General features: G+C 73.6%; 20 protein-coding genes. 10 read left to right on the top strand and 10 right to left on the bottom strand.

Annotation, left to right across the window (positions count from 1 at the left end):
- Positions 1-21: 21 nt before the first annotated feature.
- The 6 genes from AC230_RS10240 to AC230_RS10215 all read right to left on the bottom strand — a co-directional run bounded on the left by AC230_RS10240 (position 22) and on the right by AC230_RS10215 (position 5,315).
- Positions 22-1,284 carry a GumC domain-containing protein gene (locus AC230_RS10240; protein ID WP_049715753.1) on the bottom strand — a complete coding sequence of 421 codons (1,263 nt, stop codon included), beginning with the start codon at positions 1,282-1,284 and terminating at the stop codon, positions 22-24.
- Entirely contained in the window at positions 1,281-1,583 is a 303-nt protein-coding gene (locus AC230_RS10235; RefSeq protein WP_049715752.1) for a DUF6317 family protein, read from the bottom strand. The genes AC230_RS10240 and AC230_RS10235 overlap by 4 nt, the downstream gene beginning before the upstream one ends.
- Positions 1,576-1,884 carry an SAV_915 family protein gene (locus tag AC230_RS10230; protein ID WP_157868546.1) on the bottom strand — a complete coding sequence of 103 codons (309 nt, stop codon included), beginning with the start codon at positions 1,882-1,884 and terminating at the stop codon, positions 1,576-1,578. Before AC230_RS10230 ends, AC230_RS10235 begins: the two co-directional genes overlap by 8 nt.
- 106 nt (positions 1,885-1,990) lie before the next feature.
- Positions 1,991-2,578 carry a TetR/AcrR family transcriptional regulator gene (locus AC230_RS10225; RefSeq protein WP_049715750.1) on the bottom strand — a complete coding sequence of 196 codons (588 nt, stop codon included), beginning with the start codon at positions 2,576-2,578 and terminating at the stop codon, positions 1,991-1,993.
- A gap of 179 nt (positions 2,579-2,757) precedes the next feature.
- Positions 2,758-3,762 (bottom strand): aldo/keto reductase, encoded by a 1,005-nt coding sequence (locus AC230_RS10220; protein ID WP_107082099.1) that lies wholly within the window; start codon positions 3,760-3,762, stop codon positions 2,758-2,760.
- A 125-nt stretch (positions 3,763-3,887) separates the two neighbouring features.
- A complete protein-coding gene (locus AC230_RS10215) occupies positions 3,888-5,315 on the bottom strand; it encodes an MFS transporter (RefSeq protein WP_049715749.1) in 1,428 nt (475 codons plus the stop codon).
- Positions 5,316-5,417: 102 nt separating this feature from the next.
- On the opposite strand from AC230_RS10215, the gene AC230_RS10210 reads away from it, so the two are divergent.
- Both AC230_RS10210 and dusB read left to right on the top strand, forming a co-directional pair.
- Positions 5,418-6,350, top strand: coding sequence for a helix-turn-helix transcriptional regulator (locus tag AC230_RS10210; protein WP_049715748.1), 933 nt, complete (start codon positions 5,418-5,420; stop codon positions 6,348-6,350).
- Between the two features lie 71 nt (positions 6,351-6,421).
- Positions 6,422-7,555 (top strand): tRNA dihydrouridine synthase DusB, encoded by a 1,134-nt coding sequence (dusB, locus tag AC230_RS10205; protein WP_049715747.1) that lies wholly within the window; start codon positions 6,422-6,424, stop codon positions 7,553-7,555.
- A 52-nt stretch (positions 7,556-7,607) separates the two neighbouring features.
- Here dusB and AC230_RS10200 read toward each other — a convergent pair whose 3' ends face one another.
- A complete protein-coding gene (locus AC230_RS10200) occupies positions 7,608-7,955 on the bottom strand; it encodes a zinc ribbon domain-containing protein YjdM (RefSeq protein ID WP_049715746.1) in 348 nt (115 codons plus the stop codon).
- Positions 7,956-8,354: 399 nt separating this feature from the next.
- On the opposite strand from AC230_RS10200, the gene ppdK reads away from it, so the two are divergent.
- The 3 genes from ppdK to AC230_RS10185 all read left to right on the top strand — a co-directional run bounded on the left by ppdK (position 8,355) and on the right by AC230_RS10185 (position 14,052).
- Positions 8,355-11,075 (top strand): pyruvate, phosphate dikinase, encoded by a 2,721-nt coding sequence (gene ppdK / locus AC230_RS10195; protein WP_049715745.1) that lies wholly within the window; start codon positions 8,355-8,357, stop codon positions 11,073-11,075.
- A gap of 476 nt (positions 11,076-11,551) precedes the next feature.
- The gene (locus AC230_RS10190; protein WP_078871110.1) at positions 11,552-12,565 is read left to right on the top strand and encodes an ArsR/SmtB family transcription factor; all 1,014 of its coding nucleotides are present in this window, start codon (positions 11,552-11,554) and stop codon (positions 12,563-12,565) included.
- Positions 12,566-12,711: 146 nt separating this feature from the next.
- Positions 12,712-14,052: a hypothetical protein gene (locus AC230_RS10185; RefSeq protein ID WP_049715743.1), complete on the top strand. Its 1,341-nt coding sequence runs from the start codon at positions 12,712-12,714 to the stop codon at positions 14,050-14,052.
- On the opposite strand, the gene AC230_RS10180 is transcribed toward AC230_RS10185, so the two are convergent.
- Positions 14,018-15,910 (bottom strand): APC family permease, encoded by a 1,893-nt coding sequence (locus AC230_RS10180; RefSeq protein WP_049715742.1) that lies wholly within the window; start codon positions 15,908-15,910, stop codon positions 14,018-14,020. The two genes, AC230_RS10185 and AC230_RS10180, sit on opposite strands and share 35 nt — an antisense overlap.
- Positions 15,911-16,163: 253 nt before the next feature.
- On the opposite strand from AC230_RS10180, the gene AC230_RS10175 reads away from it, so the two are divergent.
- Complete coding sequence (locus AC230_RS10175; protein ID WP_157868545.1) at positions 16,164-16,733, top strand: hypothetical protein; 570 nt, start codon at positions 16,164-16,166, stop codon at positions 16,731-16,733.
- Positions 16,734-16,783: 50 nt separating this feature from the next.
- On the opposite strand, the gene AC230_RS10170 is transcribed toward AC230_RS10175, so the two are convergent.
- Positions 16,784-17,716, bottom strand: a complete 933-nt coding sequence (locus tag AC230_RS10170; RefSeq protein ID WP_049715740.1) for an oxidoreductase — start codon at positions 17,714-17,716, stop codon at positions 16,784-16,786.
- A 313-nt stretch (positions 17,717-18,029) separates the two neighbouring features.
- Here AC230_RS10170 and AC230_RS10165 point away from each other — a divergent pair, with 313 nt between their 5' ends.
- Complete coding sequence (locus tag AC230_RS10165; RefSeq protein ID WP_241833161.1) at positions 18,030-18,947, top strand: trypsin-like serine peptidase; 918 nt, start codon at positions 18,030-18,032, stop codon at positions 18,945-18,947.
- Here the strand turns inward: AC230_RS10165 and AC230_RS10160 are convergent, their stop codons facing one another.
- Positions 18,948-19,610: a SanA/YdcF family protein gene (locus AC230_RS10160; RefSeq protein ID WP_049715739.1), complete on the bottom strand. Its 663-nt coding sequence runs from the start codon at positions 19,608-19,610 to the stop codon at positions 18,948-18,950.
- A gap of 132 nt (positions 19,611-19,742) precedes the next feature.
- Between AC230_RS10160 and AC230_RS10155 the strand changes: the two genes are divergently transcribed.
- The 3 genes from AC230_RS10155 (at position 19,743) to dnaG (ending at position 24,523) form a co-directional block, all read left to right on the top strand.
- Positions 19,743-21,062, top strand: coding sequence for a deoxyguanosinetriphosphate triphosphohydrolase (locus AC230_RS10155; RefSeq protein ID WP_049715738.1), 1,320 nt, complete (start codon positions 19,743-19,745; stop codon positions 21,060-21,062).
- Between the two features lie 243 nt (positions 21,063-21,305).
- Positions 21,306-22,568 (top strand): NAD(P)/FAD-dependent oxidoreductase, encoded by a 1,263-nt coding sequence (locus tag AC230_RS10150; protein ID WP_049715737.1) that lies wholly within the window; start codon positions 21,306-21,308, stop codon positions 22,566-22,568.
- 47 nt (positions 22,569-22,615) lie between these two features.
- Positions 22,616-24,523 (top strand): DNA primase, encoded by a 1,908-nt coding sequence (dnaG, locus tag AC230_RS10145; RefSeq protein WP_049715736.1) that lies wholly within the window; start codon positions 22,616-22,618, stop codon positions 24,521-24,523.
- The last annotated feature ends 62 nt before the right edge of the window (positions 24,524-24,585 follow it).

Raw genomic sequence — 24,585 nt, 5'->3', positions numbered from 1 at the left:
GCGGACTTCCGCCTGCCCAATTTACCCGAAGAGGCCATGCCACGCCTTCATCGCGGTGTGACCGACCTTTTTGGTCATGCCCACCACGTCGGACTTCACCCACTCCTTGCCGGCGTCGCCGAAGCTGCGCCCGATGCCCTCGACGACACCGTACTTATGGATGTTGCTTCCCCAGTGCGCGCTGTGGGTCAGTTCATAGCCGAACGTCCCCACCCCGTACGCGGCGACGATGCCCAGGCCCACGGCGGCACTGGCCGGTACCGATACGGCCGTTGCAGCGGCCAGTCCTCCTTCGACGACTGTCCCTGCCGCCATCCCCGCCGCCGCCGGTGTCGCATCCCGGGCAAGTGCCTCCTGCCAGGACCAGTTCCTCGTCCTCATGTCGTCGTACATCTGGAGCCCGACCATGCCGGCGTTCAGTACGGTGCTGGCCGCTCCCAGTTTGCCGGCTGCACCGAGACCCTTGCCGCCGTAGCTCTCCGAGATGTCACCGAAGGTTGCCCGTGCCGGACCGCTGAGCCGGTACCTGCCCTTGAGCGCCCGGGCCTCCGCCGACGTCAGTTTGAGCCGTTGCTCGGTCAGTTTGGCCCTGGCTTCACGACGCTGCTGAAGACGCCTGTTCCAATCATCGCTGCCTTTTGGCAGTTTGTTGTGCGCAAGCGACTTGGCCGTGCCGCGCTTGAGCTCCTGGGCTCGTTGCCGCAGCTTCTCCAGCTTCTTCGCCCGGGCTTCCGGAGAGGCCGCGGGAATGGTGTACAGACCCCGCAGCACATCGGAGAGGGTGCACACATCCGCGCCATTGACGTATGTGGAGCTGCCCTTGTTGAGCATCTGGTCGACGAGCGCGTTCAGGCTCTGCGCCGCGGACTCCCGCGCGCTCTGCGCCCGGGCCAGCGCCGCGTCCCGGCCCTTCCGGTACGCGTCGAGCGCCGCCTGCTGGTCCGCCTTGCCGGTCGCCCCGCCCTGGCTGTCGAGGGTGAGGCCGGCGGCACGGGCCGTCTCCTGGACGTCGGCCAAGTCGTTCTTGGCGCCGGTCAGTTCCTCGGTGAGGAGGGAGATCACGTCGGAGGTCTGGGACATGGCTTCCGCCATGGCGGCGGCGATGGTGCCGTCGTGTGCCCACCGCGCTTGGAACGCGGCCGCGCCCTCGCCCGTCCAGCCGGCCTCGTGGACGATGCCGTTCACCTTGTTGTTGAGGACCTTGGACGACTCGTCGTACTTGCCCACGGCCGAGGTGTAGTCCGTGGCGACGCCGTTGAGCCCGGTGATGTCGTCGTCGATCACTTGGCCCTGCCCATCAGGTCGTCGAACATCTTGCGCCGGTCGAGGTCCTCGTGGTGGTAGTCGGAGGCCGCGCCGCGCAGGTTGGTGCCGTGGGTGTCCACGAGACCCGTGAGCAACTCGTGGGCGAGGCCGAAGGCTTCGCTGAGCACGGAGAGGGCCTCGCTCAGCCCCGCGTCGCCGACGCGCGGGGTGGACGGCGAGGCCAGGTGCTTGAACTCGCCCAGGTGCAGGGCTTCGCGGTGGAATCCCTTCCCGGCCTCGTCGATGTGCTCGACGGTCGCCCTGAGCTTGTCAGCCATGTTCCGCGTGCCCTTCCGTGCGGGGCGGCAGGGCGTGCGGGTCGACGGCCACGGTCGGGACGCCCGCGTGGCCGAAGAGGTTGCGCAGCACGCCGAGGGGAACTGCCACCCAGGGCTGGTCCGGGCCGAGACAGGAGACGAGCGCCTCGGCGGAGGTGAACGCGAGTCCGTAGGGTTCCCCGGTGGCCGAGCGGCGCGTCTCGAAGGCGATGGAGTCCTCCATGCCCTCGTGCTCGCCCGCCGGTTGGGGATGCGCGGGTGCGAGGACGATCTGCTCGTCGTCCAGCAACGGCGTTGTCAAGGGTGCAACTCCAGCCGGGCCGGGGGTCGGACGGAGTGTCAGCCTATGAAGAGGACGCCCCGGTGGTCCAGGGAGATCCTGTCACCGGGGCGTAAAGAACGTGTCATCAGGCGGACTTCGCCAGCCCCCGCAACACCAGGTCGCACACCGCCCCGAACGCCGCGTCGATCCCCTCCCGCCCCCACTCCGCCGCGTACGCGGGATCGTGGAAGCGGTTGGTCGCGTCCCAGACGGCGCGGGCCGTGGCGGTGGGGTCGGTGGCCGAGAACTCGCCCTGGGCGACGCCGGTTTCGATGATGGCGGCGATCTGGGCGATCATCTCGGCGATGTGGCGGTCGACGGTGGCGCTGTTCTCGCCGACGAGCACCATGTACGTCGCGAAGAGCTCCGGATCGTCGCCCGCCTTGCGGCGCTTGGACGCGAAGAGGGCGGCGAGCCAGGAGCGGAGGCGGGGGGCCGCGGGGCCGGCGGACTCCGCGATGGCGGAGAGCTCGGCGTGCGACTGGTCGAGCCAGCGCTCGGTGACGGCCTCGCGGAGGGCGGCCTTGCTGCCGAAGTGGCGGTAGACGCTGCCGTGGCTGACGCCGAGGGCGCGGGCGACGTCGACGACGGTCGCCTTGGCCGGGCCGAAGCGGCGCAGGACGTCCTCGGTGGCTTCGAGGATGCGTTCCGGGGTCAGGGGCGCGGGCGGCATCGGGGTGCGGGTCCTTTCGGTCGGGCCCGCCCTCGCGGTCGGGCCTCTCGGACGACCGTACCCGGCCGCCGGGGGCGGCCCGTACGGGCGGGTACGGTCCGGGCGCGCGCGGGCCCGGAACCCGGGCCCGGAACCCGGGCCCGGAACCCGGGCCCGGAACCCGGGCCCGGAACCCGGGCTCAGCGCTCGCTGTCCAGATGCGCCATCTGGGACTCGGGGTAGCGCTCGCCCGCCGCCGCGCCCGCGGGGACGGCGGCCTCGATGGCGGCGAGGTCGTCCGGGCTGAGGGCGACGTCGAGGGCGCCGAGCGACTCGGCGAGGCGCTCGCGCGTGCGCGCGCCGACGAGCGGGACGATGTCCTCGCCGCGGGAGAGGACCCAGGCGATCGCGGTCTGGGCGACCGTCGCGCCGCGCTCCTCGGCGACCTTGCGCAGGGCGTCGACGAGGTCGAGGTTGCGCTGGAGGTTCTCGCCCTGGAAGCGCGGGCTCATGCCGCGGAAGTCGTTGGCGGCGAACTGCCGGTCGCGGGTGACGTGGCCGCTGATCAGGCCGCGGGAGAGGACGCCGTAGGCGGTGACGCCGATGCCCAGCTCGCGGGCGGTGGGCAGGATCTCGGCCTCGATACCGCGGGAGAGGAGGGAGTACTCGATCTGGAGGTCGGAGACCGGGGCGGCCGCCGCGGCCCGGCGGAGGGTCTCCGCACCGACCTCGGAGAGGCCGATGTGCCGGACGTGGCCGGCCTCGACGAGCTCGGCGATGGCGCCGACGGTCTCCTCGACGGGGACGTCGGGGTCGAGGCGGGCGATGCGGTAGACGTCGATGTGGTCGACGCCGAGGCGCTGGAGCGAGTACGCGGCGAAGTTCTTCACCGCGGCGGGGCGGCCGTCGTAGCCGGACCAGCCGCCGTCCGGGTCGCGCAGGGCGCCGAACTTGACGCTGGTGAGCGCCTTTTCGCGGAGCGCGGCCGGGGCGGTGCGCAGCGCCTCGCCGATCAGCAGCTCGTTGTGGCCCATGGCGTAGAAGTCGCCGGTGTCGAGCAGGGTGACGCCCGCGTCGAGGGCGGCGTGGATGGTGGCGATCGACTCGTCCCGGTCGGCGTGGCCGTAGAGGGCGGACATGCCCATGCAGCCGAGGCCGAGGGCGGAGACCTGGGGACCGGCGGTGCCGAGGGTGCGGTACAGCACGGGAACTCCTTGGGGCGGGTTCGGGGAACGGGTACGCCATCGAGAGTGGCACATGGAATGACAGATTTCAATATCTGTCATTCCATGTGCCACGCGGCGTCCGGGCCCGGCCCACGCCCCCGGCCTCAGCGCAGCGCCGCCGGCAGGCGCCTGCTCAGCACCACGTTCGCGACCACCGACACCAGATGCACGCCGAGCGTCACCGTCAGGGCGTCCCGCATCCCGAGCGACCCCGACAGCGACAGGAACAGCGAGCCCAACACCGCCACCCCCAGCGCCATGAAGGACTGCTGGGTGGTGACCATCACCCCGCCCCCGACGCCCGCCTGCGCCACCGGCACCTCGCTCAGCACCGTCCGCAGCGTCAGCGGCAGCAGCAGCCCCTGCCCCAGGCCCTGGACGACCAGCGCCGGCGCCGTGCCCCACGGGCCGAGCGCGTCCCAGCCCCCGTGGAAGGTCAGCGCCAGGCCGACGACGCCCACGCCCTGGAGCAGCGCCCCGGCGGTCACCGCGCGCCGGCCGTACCGCGCGCCCAGCCGGGGCCCGAGCAGCGAGCCGGTGAAGAACGCGACGGACAGCGGGATGAGCGCCAGCCCCGCGTCCAGCGGCCCCAGCCGCAGCCCCTCCTGGTAGGCGACGGCGATCACGAACATGAAGCCGCCCCAGCCCAGGCCGAACGAGACCAGCACGGCCAGCCCGCTGCGCACCGAGTGGATCCGCAGCAGCGACGGCGGCACCAGCGGCGTCCGCCCGGCCCGCTCGGCGCGCGCCTCGGTCCGTACGAACGCGTACGCCGCGAAGGGGAAGACGGCCAGCAGCACCCACGCCCACACCGGCCACCCCGCCGACCGGCCCTCGGTCAGCGGCACCAGCAGCGCCACCAGCGTCAGCGACAGCAGCACCGTGCCGGGGCCGTCCACCCGCGTCGGGTGCTCGGAGCGGGTCTCGGGGACGAAACGGGCGAGCAGCAGCGCCAGCAGGGTGACCGGGGCGTTGACGAGGAAGATCGAGCGCCAGCTCGTGCCCCACAGGTCGGCCGCGAGCAGGACGCCGCCGAGGACCTGGCCGAACGCGCTGGCCACGCCCGTCGTGGCGCTGTACAGGCTCATCGCCCGGCCGCGCCGGGGCCCGCTGGTCGTCGCCTGGATCGTCGCCAGCACCTGCGGCAGCATCAGCGCGGAGGCGGCGCCCTGCGCCACCCGCGCCGCGACCAGCGTCCAGGCGTCCGGCGCCAGGCCGCAGGCGACGGAGGTCAGGCCGAAGGCGGCCGTGCCCCAGACGAAGAGCCGGCGCCGGCCGATCATGTCGCCGAGCCGGCCGCCGAGGACGAGCAGGACGGCGTAGGCCACGCCGTAGCCGCCGACCACCATCTCCAGCAGCGCGGGACCGGCGTGCAGGTCGTGGTCGATGGTCGGCAGGGCGACGTTGACGACGAAGAAGTCCACCATCGGCAGCGCGGCGCCGACCAGCACCGTGAAGAGGCCGGCCGCGCCGAGCGCGGGGGAGGGGCGGACGGGGGACGAGACGGGGACGGGTGTTCGGGTTTCGCTCACGTCACCCCACGGTGCCGGAGTCCTCAGCCGGGTACCAGAGTGCTCTTATCCTGGTACAGGAAGTACCTGGTAACAGGCTCGGACGTCCCGCACCCTGGAGGCATGACCACGATGGCCACGGAACGCCCGGCCCTGGAGAGCCCGGCCCCGGAAAGTCCGGCCCCGGAACGCCCGGTCGCCGCGGCCGACGGTGCGCGCGCCGCCGACGCCGTACGCCGCGGCGAGCTCGCCGCGTTCCTGCGCAGCCGCCGCGAGCGCATCACGCCCGAGCAGGTCGGTCTCGTCCGCGGGCCCCGCCGGCGCACCCCCGGGCTGCGCCGCGAGGAGGTCGCCCAGCTCGCCTCGGTCGGCGTCACCTGGTACACGTGGCTCGAACAGGCCCGGCCCATCCAGGTCTCCGCGCAGGTCCTCGACTCCGTCGCCCGCGCCCTGCGGCTGGACCGCGCCGAGCGCTCCCACCTCTTCGCGCTGGCGGGCACCGCCGACCCCATGCCGTCCGCCGCGCCCGCCGGCGTGCCGCCCGAGCTGCGCCTGCTGCTGGAGCAGCTGGAGCCCTTCCCGGCGTGCGTGCAGAACGCCCGCTACGACATCCTCGCCTGGAACGCCGCGTACCAGGAGCTGATCTGCGACCTCGGCGCCCTGCGCCCGGAGGACCGCAACTGCCTCTGGATCCACTACACCGGCCTGGTCCGCTACGGCGACCCCCGTGACTGGCAGGACGCCAAGGAGTCCATGGCCGCCAAGTTCCGCGCCGCCATGGCCGACCACCTCGCCGAGCCCGCCTGGAAGTGCCTGCTCAAACGGCTCCACGACGCCTCGCCCGAGTTCCGTGAGCAGTGGGCGCGGCACGAGGTCGTCCCGCCCGCGGCCGCCAACCGGCCGCGCAGCTTCCACCACCCGCGCCTGGGCACCCTCCGGCTCACCTTCAACAACCTCTGGACCGGCCCCCACCCGGGCACCCGGCTGCTCACCTTCACCCCGGTCGACGCCGAGACCCATGAGCGGCTGCGCCGGCTGCGGCCCTCCCCGGCGTGACCGGGGCCGCGGAAGCCACCCGCCCGGATGGGGGACAATGGACGGTCGCAGACCCACCAGCGAGGAATCTCATGACGCAGCTCCAGATCGGCCCGCACACGGTGCAGCCGCCGGTGGTCCTGGCCCCGATGGCCGGGATCACGAACGCGCCCTTCCGTACCCTGTGCCGTGAGTTCTCGGGCGGCAAGGGGCTGTTCGTCAGCGAGATGATCACCACCCGGGCGCTGGTCGAGCGGGACGCCAAGACCATGCGGCTGATCCACTTCGACGGCACCGAGAAGCCGCGCTCGATCCAGCTCTACGGGGTGGACCCGCACTACGTCGGCCGCGCCGTCCGCATGATCGTGGACGAGGACCTCGCCGACCACATCGACCTCAACTTCGGCTGCCCCGTCCCCAAGGTCACCCGCAAGGGCGGCGGTTCGGCCCTGCCGTACAAGCGCAACCTGCTGCGCGCCATCCTGCGCGAGGCCGTCGGCAACGCCGGTTCGCTGCCGGTGACGATGAAGATGCGCAAGGGCATCGACGACGACCACATCACCTACCTCGACGCCGGCCGGATCGCCGTCGAGGAGGGCGTCACCGCGATCGCCCTGCACGGCCGCACCGCCGCCCAGCACTACGGCGGCACCGCCGACTGGGAGTCCATCGCCCGCCTCAAGGAGACCGTCCCGGAGATCCCGGTGCTCGGCAACGGCGACATCTGGTCAGCCGACGACGCCGTGCGCATGATGCGCGAGACCGGCTGCGACGGCGTCGTGGTCGGCCGCGGCTGCCTGGGCCGGCCCTGGCTCTTCGGCGACCTGGTCGCCGCCTTCGACGAGGACGGGCCGCGACCCGCCGCCACCCCCACCCTGCGCGAGGTGGCGAAGGTGATGCTGCGTCACGCGCAGCTGCTCGGCGAGTGGCTGGAGAGCGAGGAGCGCGGGGTCATCGACTTCCGCAAGCACGTCGCCTGGTACACCAAGGGCTTCTCGATCGGCTCGGAGCTGCGCAAGCGCCTGGCGGTCACCTCGTCGCCGGCCGAGCTGGAAGAGCTGCTGAACGGGCTGGATCTGGACCAGCCCTGGCCGGCGGGCGCGGACGGCCCGCGCGGCCGCACCTCGGGCCGCAACCGGGTGGTCCTGCCGGACGGCTGGCTGGACGACCCCTACGACCGCGCGATCGTCGGCGCCGAGGCCGAGCTCGACACGTCGGGCGGCTGACGGAGGAACGGCGAGGGCCCGGAGCGCTGCGCTCCGGGCCCTTCGTGTGCCGTCAGACCTTCTTGACCACGCTCGACTTGAGCTGCATCGCGCCGAAGCCGTCGATCCTGCAGTCGATGTCGTGGCCGTCCACGCCGTCCACCAGGCGGATGCCGCGCACCTTGGTGCCGGCCTTGATGCCGGACGGACTGCCCTTGACCTTGAGGGACTTGACGACCGTCACGGTGTCGCCGTCGGCGAGGACGTTGCCGACCGAGTCCCTGATCACCTTCTCCCCCTCACCGTCGGCGCCGGCGGCGGGCGACCACTCGTGGCCGCACTCGGGACAGACGAGCAGGGCGCCCATCTCGTAGGCGTAGGTGCCGGAGCACTCGGGGCAGGGAGGCAGGGTGTCGTTCACCCGAAAAGTGTACTTTGCCTGATCGGCCGTCCGCGTGATTCTCGCCACCTCTGATAGGGGGTGTGCTCAGATGAGCGCTCGGCGGGGGTGTGCACCTTCCTAAGGGTGGCACTGAGTGCCACCCGGTAACCCTTCACGAAGTGGCGGCGGAAGGTGTGATTCCTCGACACCCTGTGACGCCTCGGGTGTTTTGGGTGAGATCACGTTCAAGATGTGAACGGATCTCTCTTAAACCTCGACGGGGCAGATGCTTTCGATCTATTGGCAGACGTGCGGTTGCGGCCTCATGTCCAGGGAGCAGACCTCCTCAGAAGCCTTCGATCTGGGTACGCTCCCCGCCGTCAAGGGCAGCCCTCCCCACCGTCGTCCAGGGAGGCCCCAACGAAGGAGTCGAGTCCCGTGCCGGTATCCGAAGATCGCCAGAAGTTCGTCTACGACTTCACCGAGGGCAACAAGGACCTCAAGGACCTGCTCGGCGGAAAGGGTGCCAACCTCGCCGAGATGACCAACCTGGGCCTTCCCGTCCCGCCCGGGTTCACGATCACGACCGAGGCGTGCAAGGTCTACCTGGCCGACGGCCAGGAGCCCCCGGCACTGCGTGACGAGGTCAGCGCGCACCTCGACGCGCTGGAGGGCCGGATGGGCAAGAAGCTCGGCCAGGCCGACGACCCGCTGCTGGTCTCGGTCCGCTCGGGCGCCAAGTTCTCCATGCCGGGCATGATGGACACCGTCCTCAACATCGGCCTCTCCGACGCGTCGGTGGCGGGGCTGGCGGCGCAGGCCGGGGACGAGCGGTTCGCGTGGGACTCGTACCGCCGCCTCATCCAGATGTTCGGCAAGACCGTGCTCGGCGTCGACGGCGACCTCTTCGAGGAGGCGCTGGAGGAGGCCAAGCGGGCCAAGGGCGTCGCCACCGACGTGGAGCTGGATGCGGCCGATCTCCGCACGCTGGTCGGCGAGTTCAAGGACATCGTCGCCAAGGAGACCGGCCGGGACTTCCCGCAGGACCCGCGCGAGCAGATGGACCTGGCCATAAGGGCGGTCTTCGACTCGTGGAACGGCGACCGCGCCAAGCTCTACCGCCGCCAGGAGCGCATCCCCGGCGACCTGGGCACGGCCGTCAACGTCTGCTCCATGGTCTTCGGCAACCTCGGACCCGACTCCGGCACCGGCGTCGCCTTCACCCGCGACCCCGCCAGCGGCCACCAGGGCGTCTACGGCGACTACCTGCAGAACGCGCAGGGCGAGGACGTCGTCGCCGGCATCCGCAACACCATGCCGCTCGCCGAGCTGGAGCAGCTCGACAAGGCGTCCTACGACCAGCTGATGCAGATCATGGAGACGCTGGAGACGCACTACCGCGACCTGTGCGACATCGAGTTCACCATCGAGCGCGGCAAGTTGTGGATGCTCCAGACCCGCGTCGGCAAGCGCACCGCCGGCGCCGCGTTCCGCATCGCCACCCAGCTCGTGGACCAGGGGCTGATCACCGAGGCGGAGGCGCTGTCGCGCGTCACCGGCAACCAGCTCGCGCAGCTGATGTTCCCGCGCTTCGACGAGAAGGCGAGGACCGAGCTGCTGGGCCGGGGCATCGCCGCCTCGCCGGGCGCGGCGGTCGGCAAGGCGGTCTTCGACTCGTACACCGCCGTCAAGTGGTCGCGCTCCGGCGAGAAGGTCATCCTCATCCGCCGCGAGACCAACCCCGACGACCTCAACGGCATGATCGCCGCCGAGGGCATCCTGACCTCCCGCGGCGGCAAGACCTCGCACGCCGCCGTCGTCGCCCGCGGCATGGGCAAGACCTGCGTCTGCGGCGCCGAGGAGCTCGAAGTCGACACCAAGCGGCGGCGGTTGACCGCGCCGGGCGGCGTGGTGATCGAGGAGGGCGACGTCGTCTCCATCGACGGCTCCTCCGGCAAGGTCTACCGCGGCGAGGTGCCCGTCGTGCCGTCCCCGGTCGTCGAGTACTTCGAGGGCCGGATGCACGCCGGCGCCGACGACGCCGACGGGCTCGTCCAGGCCGTGCACCGCATGATGGCGTACGCGGACCGCATGCGCCGGCTGCGGGTGCGGGCCAACGCCGACAACGCGGAGGACGCGGCGCGGGCGCGCCGGTTCGGCGCCCAGGGCATCGGCCTGTGCCGCACCGAGCACATGTTCCTCGGCGAGCGGCGCGAGCTGGTCGAGCGGCTCATCCTGGCGGACACCGAGGAGGAGCGCGTGGAGGCGCTGGGGGCTCTCCTGCCGCTCCAGAAGGCCGACTTCGTCGAGCTCTTCGAGGCCATGGACGGACTGCCGGTGACCGTCCGGCTGCTGGACCCGCCGCTGCACGAGTTCCTGCCCGACATCACGGACCTCTCGGTCCGCGTCGCGCTGGCCGAGGCCCGCCACGAGCCGCACGAGAACGACCTGCGCCTGCTCCAGGCCGTGCACAAGCTGCACGAGCAGAACCCGATGCTGGGTCTGCGCGGCGTCCGCCTCGGGCTCGTCATCCCCGGTCTGTTCGCCATGCAGGTGCGGGCGATCGCCGAGGCGGCGGCCGAGCGGCGGAACGCCAAGGGCGACCCGCGCGCGGAGATCATGATTCCGCTGGTGGGCACCGTCCAGGAGCTGGAGATCGTCCGCGAGGAGGCCGAGCGCGTCATCGCCGACGTGGAGAAGGCGACCGGCACGGACCTCAGGCTGACCCTCGGCACGATGATCGAGCTGCCGCGCGCCGCGCTGACCGCCGGTCAGATCGCCGAGGCCGCCGAGTTCTTCTCCTTCGGCACCAACGACCTCACCCAGACCGTGTGGGGCTTCTCCCGGGACGACGTGGAGGCCAGCTTCTTCACCGCCTACCTGGAGAAGGGGATCTTCGGCGTCAGCCCCTTCGAGACGATCGACAAGGACGGCGTCGGCTCGCTCGTCCGCGCCGCCGCCGAGGCCGGCCGGGCCACCCGCCCCGACCTCAAGCTCGGCGTCTGCGGCGAGCACGGCGGCGACCCGGACTCGGTGCACTTCTTCCACGAGGTGGGCCTGGACTACGTCTCCTGCTCCCCGTTCCGCATCCCCGTGGCGCGGCTGGAGGCCGGCCGGGCGGCGGCGATGGGCAACGGCGGCTCCTCGGACAGCCGTTGACGGCGGGGCCCGGCGGGGTGCCCGACGGAGTGCCCGGCGGGGTGTCCGGTGTCCGGCCGCCGGCGACCGGTGGCCGGACACCCGTAACCCGTACGTAACACGAGATCAACACCAGAGTCACCGGAGCGCCACCCGGGGCAACCAGACCCTCGGACCGGGAGGACGCTCCGGCCCCGGGAAACCGGCGGAGGGGCGGCGCCCGTGCGGGAGCGCCGCCCCTCTTTACTCCCCCACCGGGAGTTGTTGCCGCCCGCATCGGCTCGGGCGGCAACTCGCATACTCAGCGGCCGCTTTTTCGCTCGCCACCCCCCACGGGAACGAGCCGGGGCGGCCCTGAGTGCGTGAATAGGATTTCGCATCGGGGCTGTTGTCCGCGAGCCGTTTCAACTGTGGCCAAAAGGCCGTGGTAACAGCACGTATCGGTGTGCATACTCAGTGGGCGGGGGGTGACGGCGGATGTCTCATGTGGGGGTTTGGTGCTGCGTGTCCATTTCACGGGACTCGATCTGGCCCGGTTGCGCCTGGCCGGAGACCCGGACGTGCTCTGGGAAACCGTATTGAGTCTGCACCGGCTGCGGGACAAACAAGGCGAGTCGATCTACGGCGATTGGCGCGCCGAAACCCGCGCTCGGTTGAATAGTGAAACTCGGCTCCTGGCGCCCCTGGTTCCGCCGCGGGGCTATTTCCCCGACTTCCTGACACCTCCTGAAGGGGCCCTCGGACTCGACTCCGGCGTCCAGGCGCTGCGTGCCACCCCGGCCGAACGGGTCCACGACGAGCTGGGCCGGCTGTCCACCGTGCGGACGCTGCCCGCTTGGATACGATCGCTGGCCGAGGGGGACGCGCGGGCCTTCGGCAAGCTGATCGGCGCCCTGCACGCCTACCACGAGGCGGCCATCGCGCCCTACTGGCCGCACATCCAGGCGCAGATCGAGGCGGACCGGGCCGTGCGGGGGCGCGCCCTGCTCGACGGGGGCGCGGACGCGCTGCTGTCCTCGCTGCCGCCGACGATGCGGTGGCGGGCGCCGGTGCTGGAGGCGGACTATCCCGTGGACCGCGATCTGCATCTGGACGGGCGGGGGCTCCTCCTCGTCCCCTCCTTCTTCTGCCGGGGCAACCCGGTCGCCCTGCAGAACCCGGACCTGCCGCCCGTCCTCGTCTACCCCGTCCGCCACGCGTCGGAGGCCGCGCCGCCCGTCGCCGCGGCGCCGCGCTCCCTGGGGAAGCTCGTCGGCCACACGCGATCCGCGGTGCTCGGCTCCATCGGGGGCGGCTGCACGACGAGCGAACTCGCCCGCCGGGTGGGGGTGTCGGCCGCCTCGGCCAGCCAGCACGCGGGCGTGCTCCGGGAGGCCGGCCTCGTCCTGACCCTCCGCCACGGCAGCGCCGTGCTCCACACCTTGACCCCTCTCGGGGCGGCGTTGCTGCGGGGTGGGCACGAGGTGCCGGGGGGCGCGCGGCAGCGGCGGTCGACGGCGGCGCCGATGTAGTGGGGGAGCTTGAGGACAGCCGCGCGGAGCGCGGTCGCGGGGCCCGCGGGCCGCGGACTGCAACGGCGCCCCCGCCCCGCGGCCCCGCACCCCACCCCCCAACGCACACCCCCAACAGCGCGAACCCCCCGTACTACCCTGGCCCCATGCCCGGCTCGGACGTGAACGGCGACGACCTCCCCGGCCGCGACCCGTTACCACAACTCCCCCTCACCCCCGATCAGATCGAGACAATCCCGGTCGCCCCCGGGCCTGAACGCCTGCGGAGGCTGGCAGAGCTGGTCATCGGCGGAACGGAGGCCGGTGAGGAGCGCGATGCGCTGGTGCGCGGGATCGTGGGGGGCGAACTCCGGGCCGCCACCGCCGCGTTGTGGCGCGAGCCGCGGCGGGCCGCCCAGGCGGCCCTGCTCGCCGGACTCGGCGGGGCCGTCGCCGCGTTCGGCGCGGAGCCCGGCACGGACGCGCTGCCCGCGCTCGACCGGCTGCGCCGCCACCTCGTCGTCCACGGGCACCTGGACGAACTGCTGACGCTGGTGCGGCACGAGCTCGACGGGGACGTGGAGCCGGAGGTCCTCGTCGAGGGAGGCAGGGCCTACGCGCAGTACCCGTACTTCAGGGACTCCACCCTCCGCGTACCGGACGCCTGTTATGACGTCACGGACGAACTCGCCGTCCGCCACCGCCTGTCGGAGGCGAAGCTCGACGGCACCGGCCTCGCGCTGGCCGGGGAGGCCCGCGTGGACCGGACGGCCGGCGGGGGAGAGGACCCGGAGCTGGTGCTGCGGGGGCACGTCACCGGGACGGAACTGCGCTTCGCCGCCCAGGACATGGGGCGAGGACGCTTCGCCGGCCGGGTGGCCCTCGCCGACGTCCCCGAGGGCGTCTGGGACGTCCATGTCGCCGTCACGGCCGCCGGCGGCATCCGCAAGGAGGCCCGGCTCGACGCCCCGTACGAGACGGACGGGGAGGACGAGGAGGAACGTTCCGTCGTCGCCGCCGACGGGACCGTCGCCACCCTGCCCGTCACCGACGGCCTCACCCTCGACGTCGGCGAGCTCCGCCACCCCGTGGAGGACAGACTGCAGGTGACGGGGGCCGCCTGGGATCCGCAGGCGGGGCCGGCCGCGCTCGCCGTGACCGGGCGCTGCGCGCTCGCCGACCGTCCCGTCGGTTCGCTGGCGCTGCGGGCCGCGGCGGCGGACGGGACGGTCGTCGACGTACCCGTCGGGACGCGCCCCGACGGCTCGTTCAGGACGCACGTCGCCTGCACGGCGCCGGGCGAGTGGCGGCTCGGCCTGCGGCTGGCCGCCGGGGGACGGGAGTGGACGGTCCCCGTGCCGGAGCAGCCGGGGCTGGAGGCCGCGCGGTGGCAGCGGCTGGGGCTGCCGTGGTACGCGAAGCCCCTGCCGGACCGGGGCGTGCTGACGCTCCGGACCGGCAGGGTCGAGGTGATCAAGGGCGTACGGGGCCGTCTGCGGCGCCGATGAGCCGGAAGCGCAGCCGGCAGATCACCGCGTCCGTGTCCCGCCGCACCGCGTGGGCGACCACGGCCCCGCGCTGGTTCTGCAGCAGCCGCTGCCAGACGTGGGCGGGTTCGACCTCGGGGATGAGGACGGTGACGCGGTTGTCGGGGTGCCGGTCGGTCAGCTCGCGGACGTAGTCGACGATGGGCCGGCCCAGCGCCCGCGTGGCGGCGGGGAGTTCGACCAGGTCGACGCCCGGCTTCCACAGCTCCCAGTCGCGCCGCAGCGACTCCGCCGCGCGGCGCCCCTCGGCGTCCGGCTGGGCGACGGTCACGGCGACGACCTCGTCGCCGAGCGAGACGGCGGCGGTCAGGGCCTTGCTGGTGAGGCGGGAGAGGGAGGAGACGGGGACGACGACCACGGAGTGGCAGCGGCGCGGCGCCTCGGGCACCCGGCCCAGCTCCAGGCGCTCGCCGATCCGCCCGTACGCGCGGTGGACGGCCTCGAAGACCAGCACCAGCAGCGGCAGCGCGACGACGATCAGCCAGGCGCCCTCCTGGAACTTGGTGGCCGTGACGACGACCGCCGAGACCCCCGTGAGCAGCGCGCCGAAGCCGTTGAGGAGGGCCTTGCCCGACCAGCCGGCGGACCGCTCCCGGCGCCAGTGGCGGACCATGCCGACCTGGCAGAGGGTGAAGCCGACGAAGACGCCGATGGCGAAGAGCGGGACGAGCGTGTTGACGTCGCCGCCGGAGAGGACGAGCAGCAGCGCGGAGACGCCGGCGAGGGCGAGCACCCCGTGCCGGTGGACCTGGCGGTCGGCCTTGAGGGCGAAGACGTGCGGCAGGTAGTTGTCGCGGGCGAGCAGGCTCATCAGGACGGGCAGGCCGCCGAAGGAGGTGTTCGCGGCGAGCGCGAGCAGGACCACGGTGGCGAACTGCACGACGTAGAACGCCCAGTTGTGGCCGAGCGAGGCGTCCGCGAGCTGGGCGAGGACGGTGACGCCCTCGACCGGCTGGAGGTGGAAGCGGCCGATCAGGACGGACAGGCCGATCAGCATCACGCCGAGCAGGGCGCCGAGCGCGACCTCCGTCCGCTGGGCGCGGCGGGTGCGCGGGGCGCGGAAGGAGGGGACGGCGTTGGCCACGGCCTCGACGCCGGTGAGGGCGGAGCAGCCGGCGGCGAACGCCTTGAGCAGCAGCAGGGCGCCGACGCCTGTCGCGTGGCCCGCGAGGGCGGACGCGTGCCCGGCGGCGGCCTCGGTGCTGGCCGGGGCGTCGCGGAAGAGGCCGGCGGCGATCACGGCGAGGATGGAGCCGACGAAGACCGCCGTGGGAACCATGAACGCCTTGGCGGATTCGGCGATGCCGCGCAGGTTGACCGCGGTGACCAGGGCGAGCACGGCCAGGCAGATCCACAGCCGGTCGGCGTAGAGGGAGGGGAAGGCGGAGGTCAGGGCGGCGACGCCGGCGGTGACCGAGACGGCCACGTTCAGCACGTAGTCCAGGACGAGGGACGCGGCGGTGACCAGGCCGGTGCGCCGGCCGAGGTGGCGCTTGGCGACGGCGTAGGAGCCGCCGCCGTCCGGGAAGGCCGAGATGACCTGCCGGTAGGAGAGGACGAGCACCGCGAGCAGGGCGGCGATGGCGAGGGTGACCGGGAGCGTGAAGCCGAGGCCGTGCGCCCCGGCCGCGGCCAGCACCAGGACGACGGCCTCGGGGCCGTAGGCCACGGAGGCCATCGCGTCGAGCGACAGGGCGGCCAGGCCCTGGAGGGCGGTGAGCCGGTGCCGGTCCTCCCCGGCGGGCTTCCCGGCCCCGGTATCGGGCGGCTCCTCGGCCGTCCCGCCGGGCCGTTCGTCCGTGTTGACCAGCGTGGACATGTTCGGTCGTACCTCCGTGCCGTCCTGAGGGCCTTCCTGAGGGCGTGGACGCTCAGCGTGCTTCGGGGGCGACCGGGGCGCGACCGGTGTTGGCGGGCTCTTGGCGGGTTCTGACGTTTTCTTCGCGACTTCTTAACGCCGGGGCGGCGGGTGTCAAGGACGCGTCAGCGAGGCGTCAGGGTCGCCCCCCGGCTCGTCAGCGTGTCGTCAAAGCCCGGCGAGGCGTTGAACGGGCGGTTCTAGCGTCACGGACATGGGACGGCGATCGATGGTGCGGGCAGGCGCACGCGCGCGGGGCACGGCCGCACGCCGGCCGTGGCACGGTGCGCTCGCCTGGGACCGCGGCTGGCGGCGCGAGGCCCGCGCCGCGTGGTGCTGGGGCTTCGCGCTCGGCGGGGTGCTGGCCGGCGCCGACCTGGCGCGCGGCAGCCTCGACGGGCCGCGCGCCGCTTGCTGGACGGCCCTCGCCGCGGCCCTCGTCGCGGTGCTGCGCCCCGCCCGGATCACGGCGGGCGCGGGCTGGCTCGCGACCCGCGGACTGCTGCGCGAACGGCGTGTCCGGACGGACCTGCTGACGCGCGTCCGGCAGGTGGACGGGGTGGCTCCCCGGCTCGTCCTCTGCGATGTCGCGGGAAACCGGGTGGAGTTGGACCCCCGGGTGCTGCGGGCGAACCCGCTGCTCTGGCACGAGCTGGACGCGGGGGTGCGGCGGGCGCGGGAGCGGGGGCTGCTCCGCGAGGGGGCGGCCGTACTGGACGCCTTGGGGGAGCGGGTGGACGGCGAGGGGGCGCGGGCCGTCCTGCGGGCGTCGGGCGTGGAGTGAGGGCGCCCCCTCCCGGGGACAGGGGCCGGGGCGCCCGCCGCCCCGCGGGCTCAGACCCGCGGCGGCCACTCGTACGTCACGCCCGTCAGCCGCTCCGACACCGCCCAGAGGCCCGCGCTCGCGCGGTCGTCACGCGTCCACGGCGCGCGCACCGACCGCACCGGCGCCCCCCGCCACAACTGCAGCCGCGGGCCGAAGAAGTCGTCCTGCCGGACATCCGGCCCCGTCGCCGCCCGCAGGGTCGGCAGCGCCCCCGCCTCCGCGCTCTGCGCGACCAGCCGGTTCGCGGCCCGGGCCACCCGCTCGCGCCAGGGGCGGTCCTCCAGCCGGGCCGCGGCCGTCTGCAGGTTCGTCGCCGCGTAGCCGGGGTGCGCCGCGGCCGCGACGAGCGGGGAGCCGTACGCGGCCAGCCGCCGGGCGAGTTCGTGGACGAAGAGCAGGTTGGCGCTCTTGGAGCGGGCGTAGGCGATCCAGCGCCGGTAACCGCCGTCCATCTGCACGTCGCGCGGATCGACCGTGCCGAGCAGGTGCATGCCGCTGGAGACGGTCACGACCCGGGCCCCGTCCCCGGCCGCCCGCAGCCGCGGCAGCAGCAGCCCGGTCAGGGCGAAGTGCCCCAGGTGGTTGGTGCCGAACTGCATCTCGAAGCCGTCGACCGTGCGCCGCCGCGGCAGCGCCATCACACCGGCGTTGTTGACGAGGAGGTCGAGCCGCTCCTCGGGGAGCCCGTCCGCGAAGGCCCGTACGGACGCCAGGTCGGCGAGGTCCAGCGGGGCGAGGCGGACGTCGGCGTCCGGGACCTCCGTTCTCAGCAGCTCCTCCGCGGCCCGGCCGCGCGTCTCGTCCCGGCAGGCCAGGACCACGCGGGCGCCCCGGCGGGCGAGTTCCCTGGCGGTGACGTAGCCGATGCCGCTGTTCGCGCCGGTCACCACGGCGGTCCGGCCGTGCTGACCGGGGATGTCGGCGAGGGTCCAGTCGTTCACCTGTGCGCTCCGTCCGTCCGTGCCCATCGTCCGAAGGCGTCCGCCGTCCCGGGCGTCCGTCGTCCGAAGACCCTTCCCGCCCAGCCTAGGCATCCGCGCGGACGGGGCGGCGGGCGGGCTCCATCCGTGTGGTCGGGTGCCGGGCCGCGACGTCCCGGGCGGCCAAATGTGGAGAACCGTTGACGATCATTCGTACGCTGGTCATATGCCGGATCGTCTGTCTTCGGACGGTACGGAAAACGGTCCGCCCGGGAGCCGGGTCCGGACGATGCGGTTAGCCTGTCAACGACCTTCCTGAGTGGTGGGGGTGCCTGTGCGTTTCTCCCGGTGGAGCCGGGCCCGATGGGGCCGGGCCGCGCTGGCCGGGCTGTACGTCGTCGTCCTGGCGGCCGCGGTTCCCCGGGCCGGCGGCCACGGGAAGGACCGCAGCTGGACCAGCGAACAGGCCCAGCGCTTCTGGGGGCCCACGCGCACCGCGGACGACGCCGGCGACGGCGCGGACGCCGACTCCCGCAGCCCGGCGCAGCGCATCACCGGCAGCGCGCGCCACTTCGGCGGGGTGCCCTCGGTGGGCGTCCTCTTCTACACGGGCGACGACATGAGGAGCCATCACTGCACGGCGAGCGTGGTGCACAGCCCCAAGGGCAACCTCCTCGTCACCGCCGGGCACTGCTCGATCGGCGACGACGCGGCGTTCGTGCCGGACTATCAGCAGGGCGCCGACCGGCAGCCGTACGGGGTCTGGACGGTCGACCGCGTCTTCACCGATCCCAGACGCACCGACACCGGCGAGGGGTCCGACCTCGACTTCGCCTTCGCGACCGTCAGACCCGACGCCAAGGGGCGCCAGATCGAGCAGGTCACCGGCGCCAACCGGCTCGTCCGCACCCCCGCGTACGTCAACCGCGTGACCGTCATCGGCTACCCGAGCGCCGACGACGACCCGGCCGACGAGGCGATCCGGTGCACGGCGATGACCAGCCGGCTGGAGAACCACAACCAGCTGAAGATGCGCTGCGACGGCTTCTTCTCCGGCACCTCCGGCAGCCCGTGGCTGACCCACTTCAACGAGAAGACCCGCACCGGCGACCTGATCGGCGTCCTGGGCGGGCTCAACGGCGGCGGCCCCGACGGGGACAACTCGGCCCAGCTGTCGTACAGCCCCATGAACGACGACGAGATCTTCAAGCTCTACCTGGACGCCATAAACAACCGCGAGCCCAAGCGCTGATCAGCGCTCCGCCGCCGCGAGCGCTTGCTGGACGCCGGGCTCCCGGGGGCCGAGGAAGGCCGGCCCCGGCCGGACGACGGCCTCCACCACGGCCTTTCCGGCGGCGAGGATCTCGCGGGCGCTCCCCGCGTACCGCGTCATGTCGCGCCTGGCGTCCACGCCGACGCCGTACACGTCCATCCCCGCCGCGTCGCACAGCGCGACCGCGCGGCGGATGTGGAAGTCCTGGCTGACCAGGAGCGCCCGGTCCACGCCGAAGACGCGCTTGGCGCGGGCGCAGGAGTCCCAGGTGTCGAAGCCGGCGTAGTCGGCGACGATCCGGTCGCCGGGGACGCCGTGCGCGCGCAGGTACGCGCGCATCGCGTCGGGTTCGTTGTACTCCGGGCGGCCGTTGTCGCCCGTCACGAGGACGACGCGGACCTTGCCCGCGCGGTAGAGGTCCGCGGCGGTGTCGAGGCGGTGCGCCAGGTAGGGCGAGGGCCTGCCGTGCCACAGCCCGGCGCCGAAGACGACGGCGACGGGGGCGGACGGGGCGTCCGCGACGGTCCGGAGCCGGTCCTCGGCGGCGGCGTGCACCCAGGCGGCCGGGAGGAGGGCGAGGACGGCGGCGGCCATCAGCGCCTGGACGGTGCGCCGTTGCGTGCGCCGGGCCGGTCTTCTCATCGGACTCATGTTCGCTTCCCCCTGTTCGGGGGAGGGGACGCGGGTGCGGCGCGGGCGGTTCCCGCCGGGTCCGCCCCGTTCCGGGCCGGGCGGCCCATGCCGCTGTCAGCGGCGGCGGCTACCGTCGGAGGCATGAACGAGAAGCCCGCCACCGCCGGTTACGCCGAGCCGGACCTGGAGCGCTGGGCCCCCGAGCCCGACAAGCGCCCGGGCCGCACCGCCTTCCAGCGCGACCGGGCCCGCGTCCTGCACTCCGCCGCCCTGCGCCGCCTCGCCGGCAAGACGCAGGTCGTCGCCCCCGGCGGCAGCCGCGACGGCGGCGCCTGGGACGCCACCCCCCGCACCCGCCTGACGCACACGCTCGAATGCGCCCAGGTCGGCCGGGAGCTGGGCGCGGCCCTCGGCTGCGACCCCGACCTCGTCGAGACGGCCTGTCTGGCGCACGACCTCGGCCACCCCCCGTTCGGGCACAACGGGGAGCAGGCGCTCGACGAAGTGGCGGGCCCCTGCGGCGGGTTCGAGGGCAACGCCCAGTCCCTGCGGCTGCTGACCCGCCTGGAGCCCAAGCGGTTCGTACCCGACCCGGAGCGCCCGGAGACGGGCGAGCCCGTCAGCGTCGGCCTCAACCTCACCCGCGCGGCGCTCGACGCCGCCACCAAGTACCCCTGGCCGCGCGGCGGCCGCCCCGCCGACCCGGGCTCGCGTAAGTTCGGCGTCTACGAGGACGACGCGCCCGTCTTCGCCTGGCTGCGCCAGGGCGCCCCCGGGCACCGGCGCAGCTTCGAGGCCCAGGTCATGGACTGGTCCGACGACGTGGCGTACTCCGTCCACGACGTCGAGGACGGCCTGCACGCCGGCCACCTGGAGCCGAAGGTGCTGCACTCCGCCCCCGAGCGGAGCGAGATCTTCGCCGTCGCCGCGGGCCGGCACGCCCCGGGCGCGGACGAGGCGGAGCTGGCCGCCGCGCTGGACCGGCTGCTCGCCCAGGAGTGGTGGCCGCACGGCTACGACGGGTCGGCCGTCGCCCAGGCCCGGCTCAAGGACGCCACCAGCCAGCTCATCGGCCGCTTCTGCCTGGCCGCCGAGGCCGCGACCCGCGCCGCGTACGGCCCGGGGCCGCTCGGCCGCTACCGCGCCGAGCTCGTCGTCCCCCGGGGAACCCGCCTGGAGTGCGCCGTGCTCAAGGCCGTCGCCGACCGCTACGTCATCCAGCGCGAGGACCAGGAGAAGCTCCGCGCCGAGCAGCGCGTCGTCATCGCCGGGCTCGCGGAGCGGCTGGTCGCCCGCGCCCCCGACGGCCTGGACCCCCAGTTCCGCGCCCTGTTCACCGCGGCGGCCGACGACGCGGGCCGGCTGCGGGCGGTGGTCGACCAGATCGCCGCCCTCACCGACGCGTCCGCGCGCTCCCTGCACGCCCGGCTCATGGCGTCCCCGCCGGGGCGCGCGGGCTGAGGGGGCGCCCCGCGAGGGGATCCACGGGGGATCGGGGGCATCCGGGCGGGCCGTCGCGGGCAGTCCCTCTTCCGGCGGCCCGCCGGGTGCGGCACGCTCGCACTTGCCGTTTCCCGGCGCCCGGCACCGCGCTCGCAGCGGCGGCGGGACCGGGCGGGGAACGGCGACGAGACCGGGGACGTACGGCACACCGTAGGCGCGGCCGCCCGCAGGGCACGCCGCGCGGCAGCGAGGAGGCAGCAAGTGGTGGATGCGAACCAGACGTTCGTCGTCGTCGGAGGCGGGCTCGCCGGCGCGAAGGCCGCCGAGACGCTCCGCGCGGAGGGGTTCACCGGCCGGGTGATCCTCATCTGCGACGAACGCGACCACCCCTACGAGCGTCCACCGCTCTCCAAGGGGTACCTGATCGGCAAGGACGAGCGCGACAGCGTCTTCGTGCACGAACCCGCCTGGTACGCCCGGTCCGACATCGAGCTGCACCTCGGCCAGCCCGCCGTCCACCTCGACCGCGCCGCCCGCACCGTGCGCCTGGGCGACGGCACCGTCGTCCGCTACGACCGGCTGCTGCTGGCCACCGGCGCCGAGCCGCGCCGCCTGGACATCCCCGGCACCGGCCTGGCCGGCGTCCACCACCTGCGCCGCCTCGCGCACGCCGAGCGGCTGCGCGGCGTCCTCGCCTCCCTCGGCCGCGACAACGGCCACCTCGTCATCGCCGGCGCCGGCTGGATCGGCCTCGAAGTGGCCGCCGCCGCCCGCGGCTACGGCGCCGAGGTGACCGTCGTCGAGCCCGAGCCCACCCCGCTGCACGGCGTCCTCGGCCCCGAGCTCGGCCAGCTCTTCACCGACCTGCACCGCGAGCACGGCGTCCGCTTCCACTTCGGCGCCCGGCTCGTGGAGATCACCGGCCAGGACGGCATGGTGCTGGCCGTGCGCACCGACGACGGCGAGGAGCACCCGGCCCACGCCGTCCTCGCCGCCATCGGCGCCGCCCCGCGCACCGCGCTCGCCGAGACCGCCGGGCTCGCCCTGGTCGACCGGGCCGACGGCGGGGGGATCGCCGTCGACGCCTCGCTGCGCACCTCCGACCCCGAGATCTTCGCCGCCGGGGACGTGGCCGCCGTCGCGTCCGCCGGCCCCGGCCCCCGGCTGCGCGTCGAGCACTGGGCCAACGCCCTGCACAGCGGCCCGGCCGCGGCCCGCGCGATGCTGGGCCGGGAGGTCGTCCACGACCGCGTCCCGTACTTCTTCTCCGACCAGTACGACCTGGGCATGGAGTACTCGGGCTACGCCCCGCCCGGCTCCTACGACCAGGTGGTGTGCCGCGGCGACGTCGGCAAGCGGGAGTTCGTCGCCTTCTGGCTGCGCGAGGGCCGGATCCTGGCGGGGATGAACGTGAACGTGTGGGAGGTCACGGAGACCGTCCAGCGGCTCATCCGCTCGGGAGCCCGCCCGTCCCCCGAGGCGCTGGCCGACCCCGCCGTCCCCCTGGAGTCGCTGCTGCCCTGAGCACCCGCGGGGGCCGGGCCGTCCGCGGCCGCCAGTAGACTTCACGCGTGGCAGGCAGGATCAACGATGACGATGTGAAGGCGGTCCGGGACGCCGTCCCGATCGACGCCGTCGTGTCCGAATACCTCCAGCTGCGCAACGCCGGCGGCGGCAACCTCAAGGGCCTGTGCCCCTTCCACGACGAGAAGTCCCCGTCCTTCCACGTCAGCCCCGCCAAGGGGCTGTACCACTGCTTCGGCTGCCAGGAGGGCGGGGACACGGTCGACTTCGTCATGAAGGTCGACCACCTCTCCTTCGCCGAGACCATCGAGCGGCTCGCCGCCCAGGCCGGCATCACCCTGCGCTACGAGGAGGGCGGCTACACCCCGGGCCGCCAGCAGGGCGAGCGCACCCGCCTCGTCGAGGCCCACAAGGCGGCCGCCCAGTTCTACGCCGAGCAGCTCGGGAGCGCCGAGGCCGAGATCGCGCGCGCGTTCCTCGCCGGCCGCGGCTTCGACCAGGCCGCCGCCCACCACTTCGGCGTCGGCTACAGCCCCGCCGGCTGGGACCACCTCACCCGCTTCCTGCGCGGCCGCGGCTTCAGCGACAAGGAGCTGGTCCTCTCCGGCCTCTCCCAGGAGGGCCGCCGCGGCCCCATCGACCGCTTCCGCGGCCGCCTGATGTGGCCCATCCGCGACATCGCCGGCGACGTCGTCGGCTTCGGCGCCCGCAAGCTCCGCGAGGACGACAACGGGCCGAAGTACCTCAACACCCCCGAGACGCCCATCTACCGCAAGTCGCATGTGCTGTACGGCATCGACCTGGCGAAGAAGGACATCGCCAAGGGCAACCGGGCCGTCGTCGTCGAGGGCTACACCGACGTGATGGCCTGCCACCTCGCCGGCGTCACCACCGCCATCGCCACCTGCGGCACCGCCTTCGGCGGCGAGCACGTCAAGATCCTGCGCCGGCTGCTGATGGACAACTCCCGGGCCAAGGTGATCTTCACCTTCGACGGCGACGCCGCCGGGCAGCGCGCCGCCCTGCGCGCCTTCGAGGACGACCAGAAGTTCGCCGCCCACACCAACATCGCGGTCAGCCCCGGCGGCATGGACCCCTGCGAGCTGCGCCTCGACGGCGGCGACGAGGCGGTGCGCGCGCTGATCGAGGAGAGCACCCCGCTCTTCGAGTTCGCGATCCGCTCCGTCGTCGCCCGGCACGAGGTGGACACCCCCGAGGGCCAGGCGGCCGCCCTGGAGGAGGCCGCGCCCATCGTCGCCGGCATCAAGGACAGCTCCATCCGCCACCAGTACGCGGTGCGCCTGGCCGGCCTCCTGGGCATCCTCGACACCCAGTTCGTCGTCCTGCGCGTCGGGCAGCTCGCCCGCTGGGCCCGCGAGCGCGCCGAGCGCGGAGAGCGCGGCGACGGACGCAGGCGGCCGGCGGCCCCCCGCCCCGAGGCCGCGCCCGCCCCGCGCCCGCCCGCCCCCCGCGGCCCCGCGCTCAATCTGCGCAGCCCCGCCCACCGCACCGAGCGCGAGCTGCTCAAGCTCGCCCTCCAGCACCCCGAGCTGGTCGCCCCGGCCTTCGACGCCTACGGGGAGGACGAGTTCACCGCCCCGCCCTACGCCGTCGTCCGCCGCGCCATCGAGCAGGCCGGCGGCGTGGCAGGCGCCGACGGGGAGTACCTGGCGCGGGTGCGCGACGCCGCCCCCGACGACACGGTCCGCTCGATGGTCACGGAGCTGGCCGTGGAGCCCGTCCACGCCCGTACGGTCGACGAGGTCTACGCCGGAACGCAGCTGGTCCAGGTCCGGCTGCGGGCCGTCGAGCGGCGGATCAAGGAGGTCCAGGCGAGCCTGGTCCGCCTCGGCGCCACCTCCTCGCCGGACCATCTCGCCGCCGTCCAGAACGAGTTGTGGGTGCTCCAGCAGTACCGCAAGTCGCTCCAGGACCGCGGCGCCGCGGCCCTCTGACGGGACGGCACCCCACCACCGTCGCCCGTCACCCCGGGCACACGCGCCGACCACAGAAAGTG

The sequence above is a fragment of the Streptomyces caatingaensis genome (assembly GCF_001187435.1).
GTDB lineage: Bacteria > Actinomycetota > Actinomycetes > Streptomycetales > Streptomycetaceae > Streptomyces > Streptomyces caatingaensis.
This window is presented reverse-complemented; position numbering and strand designations above follow the sequence as displayed.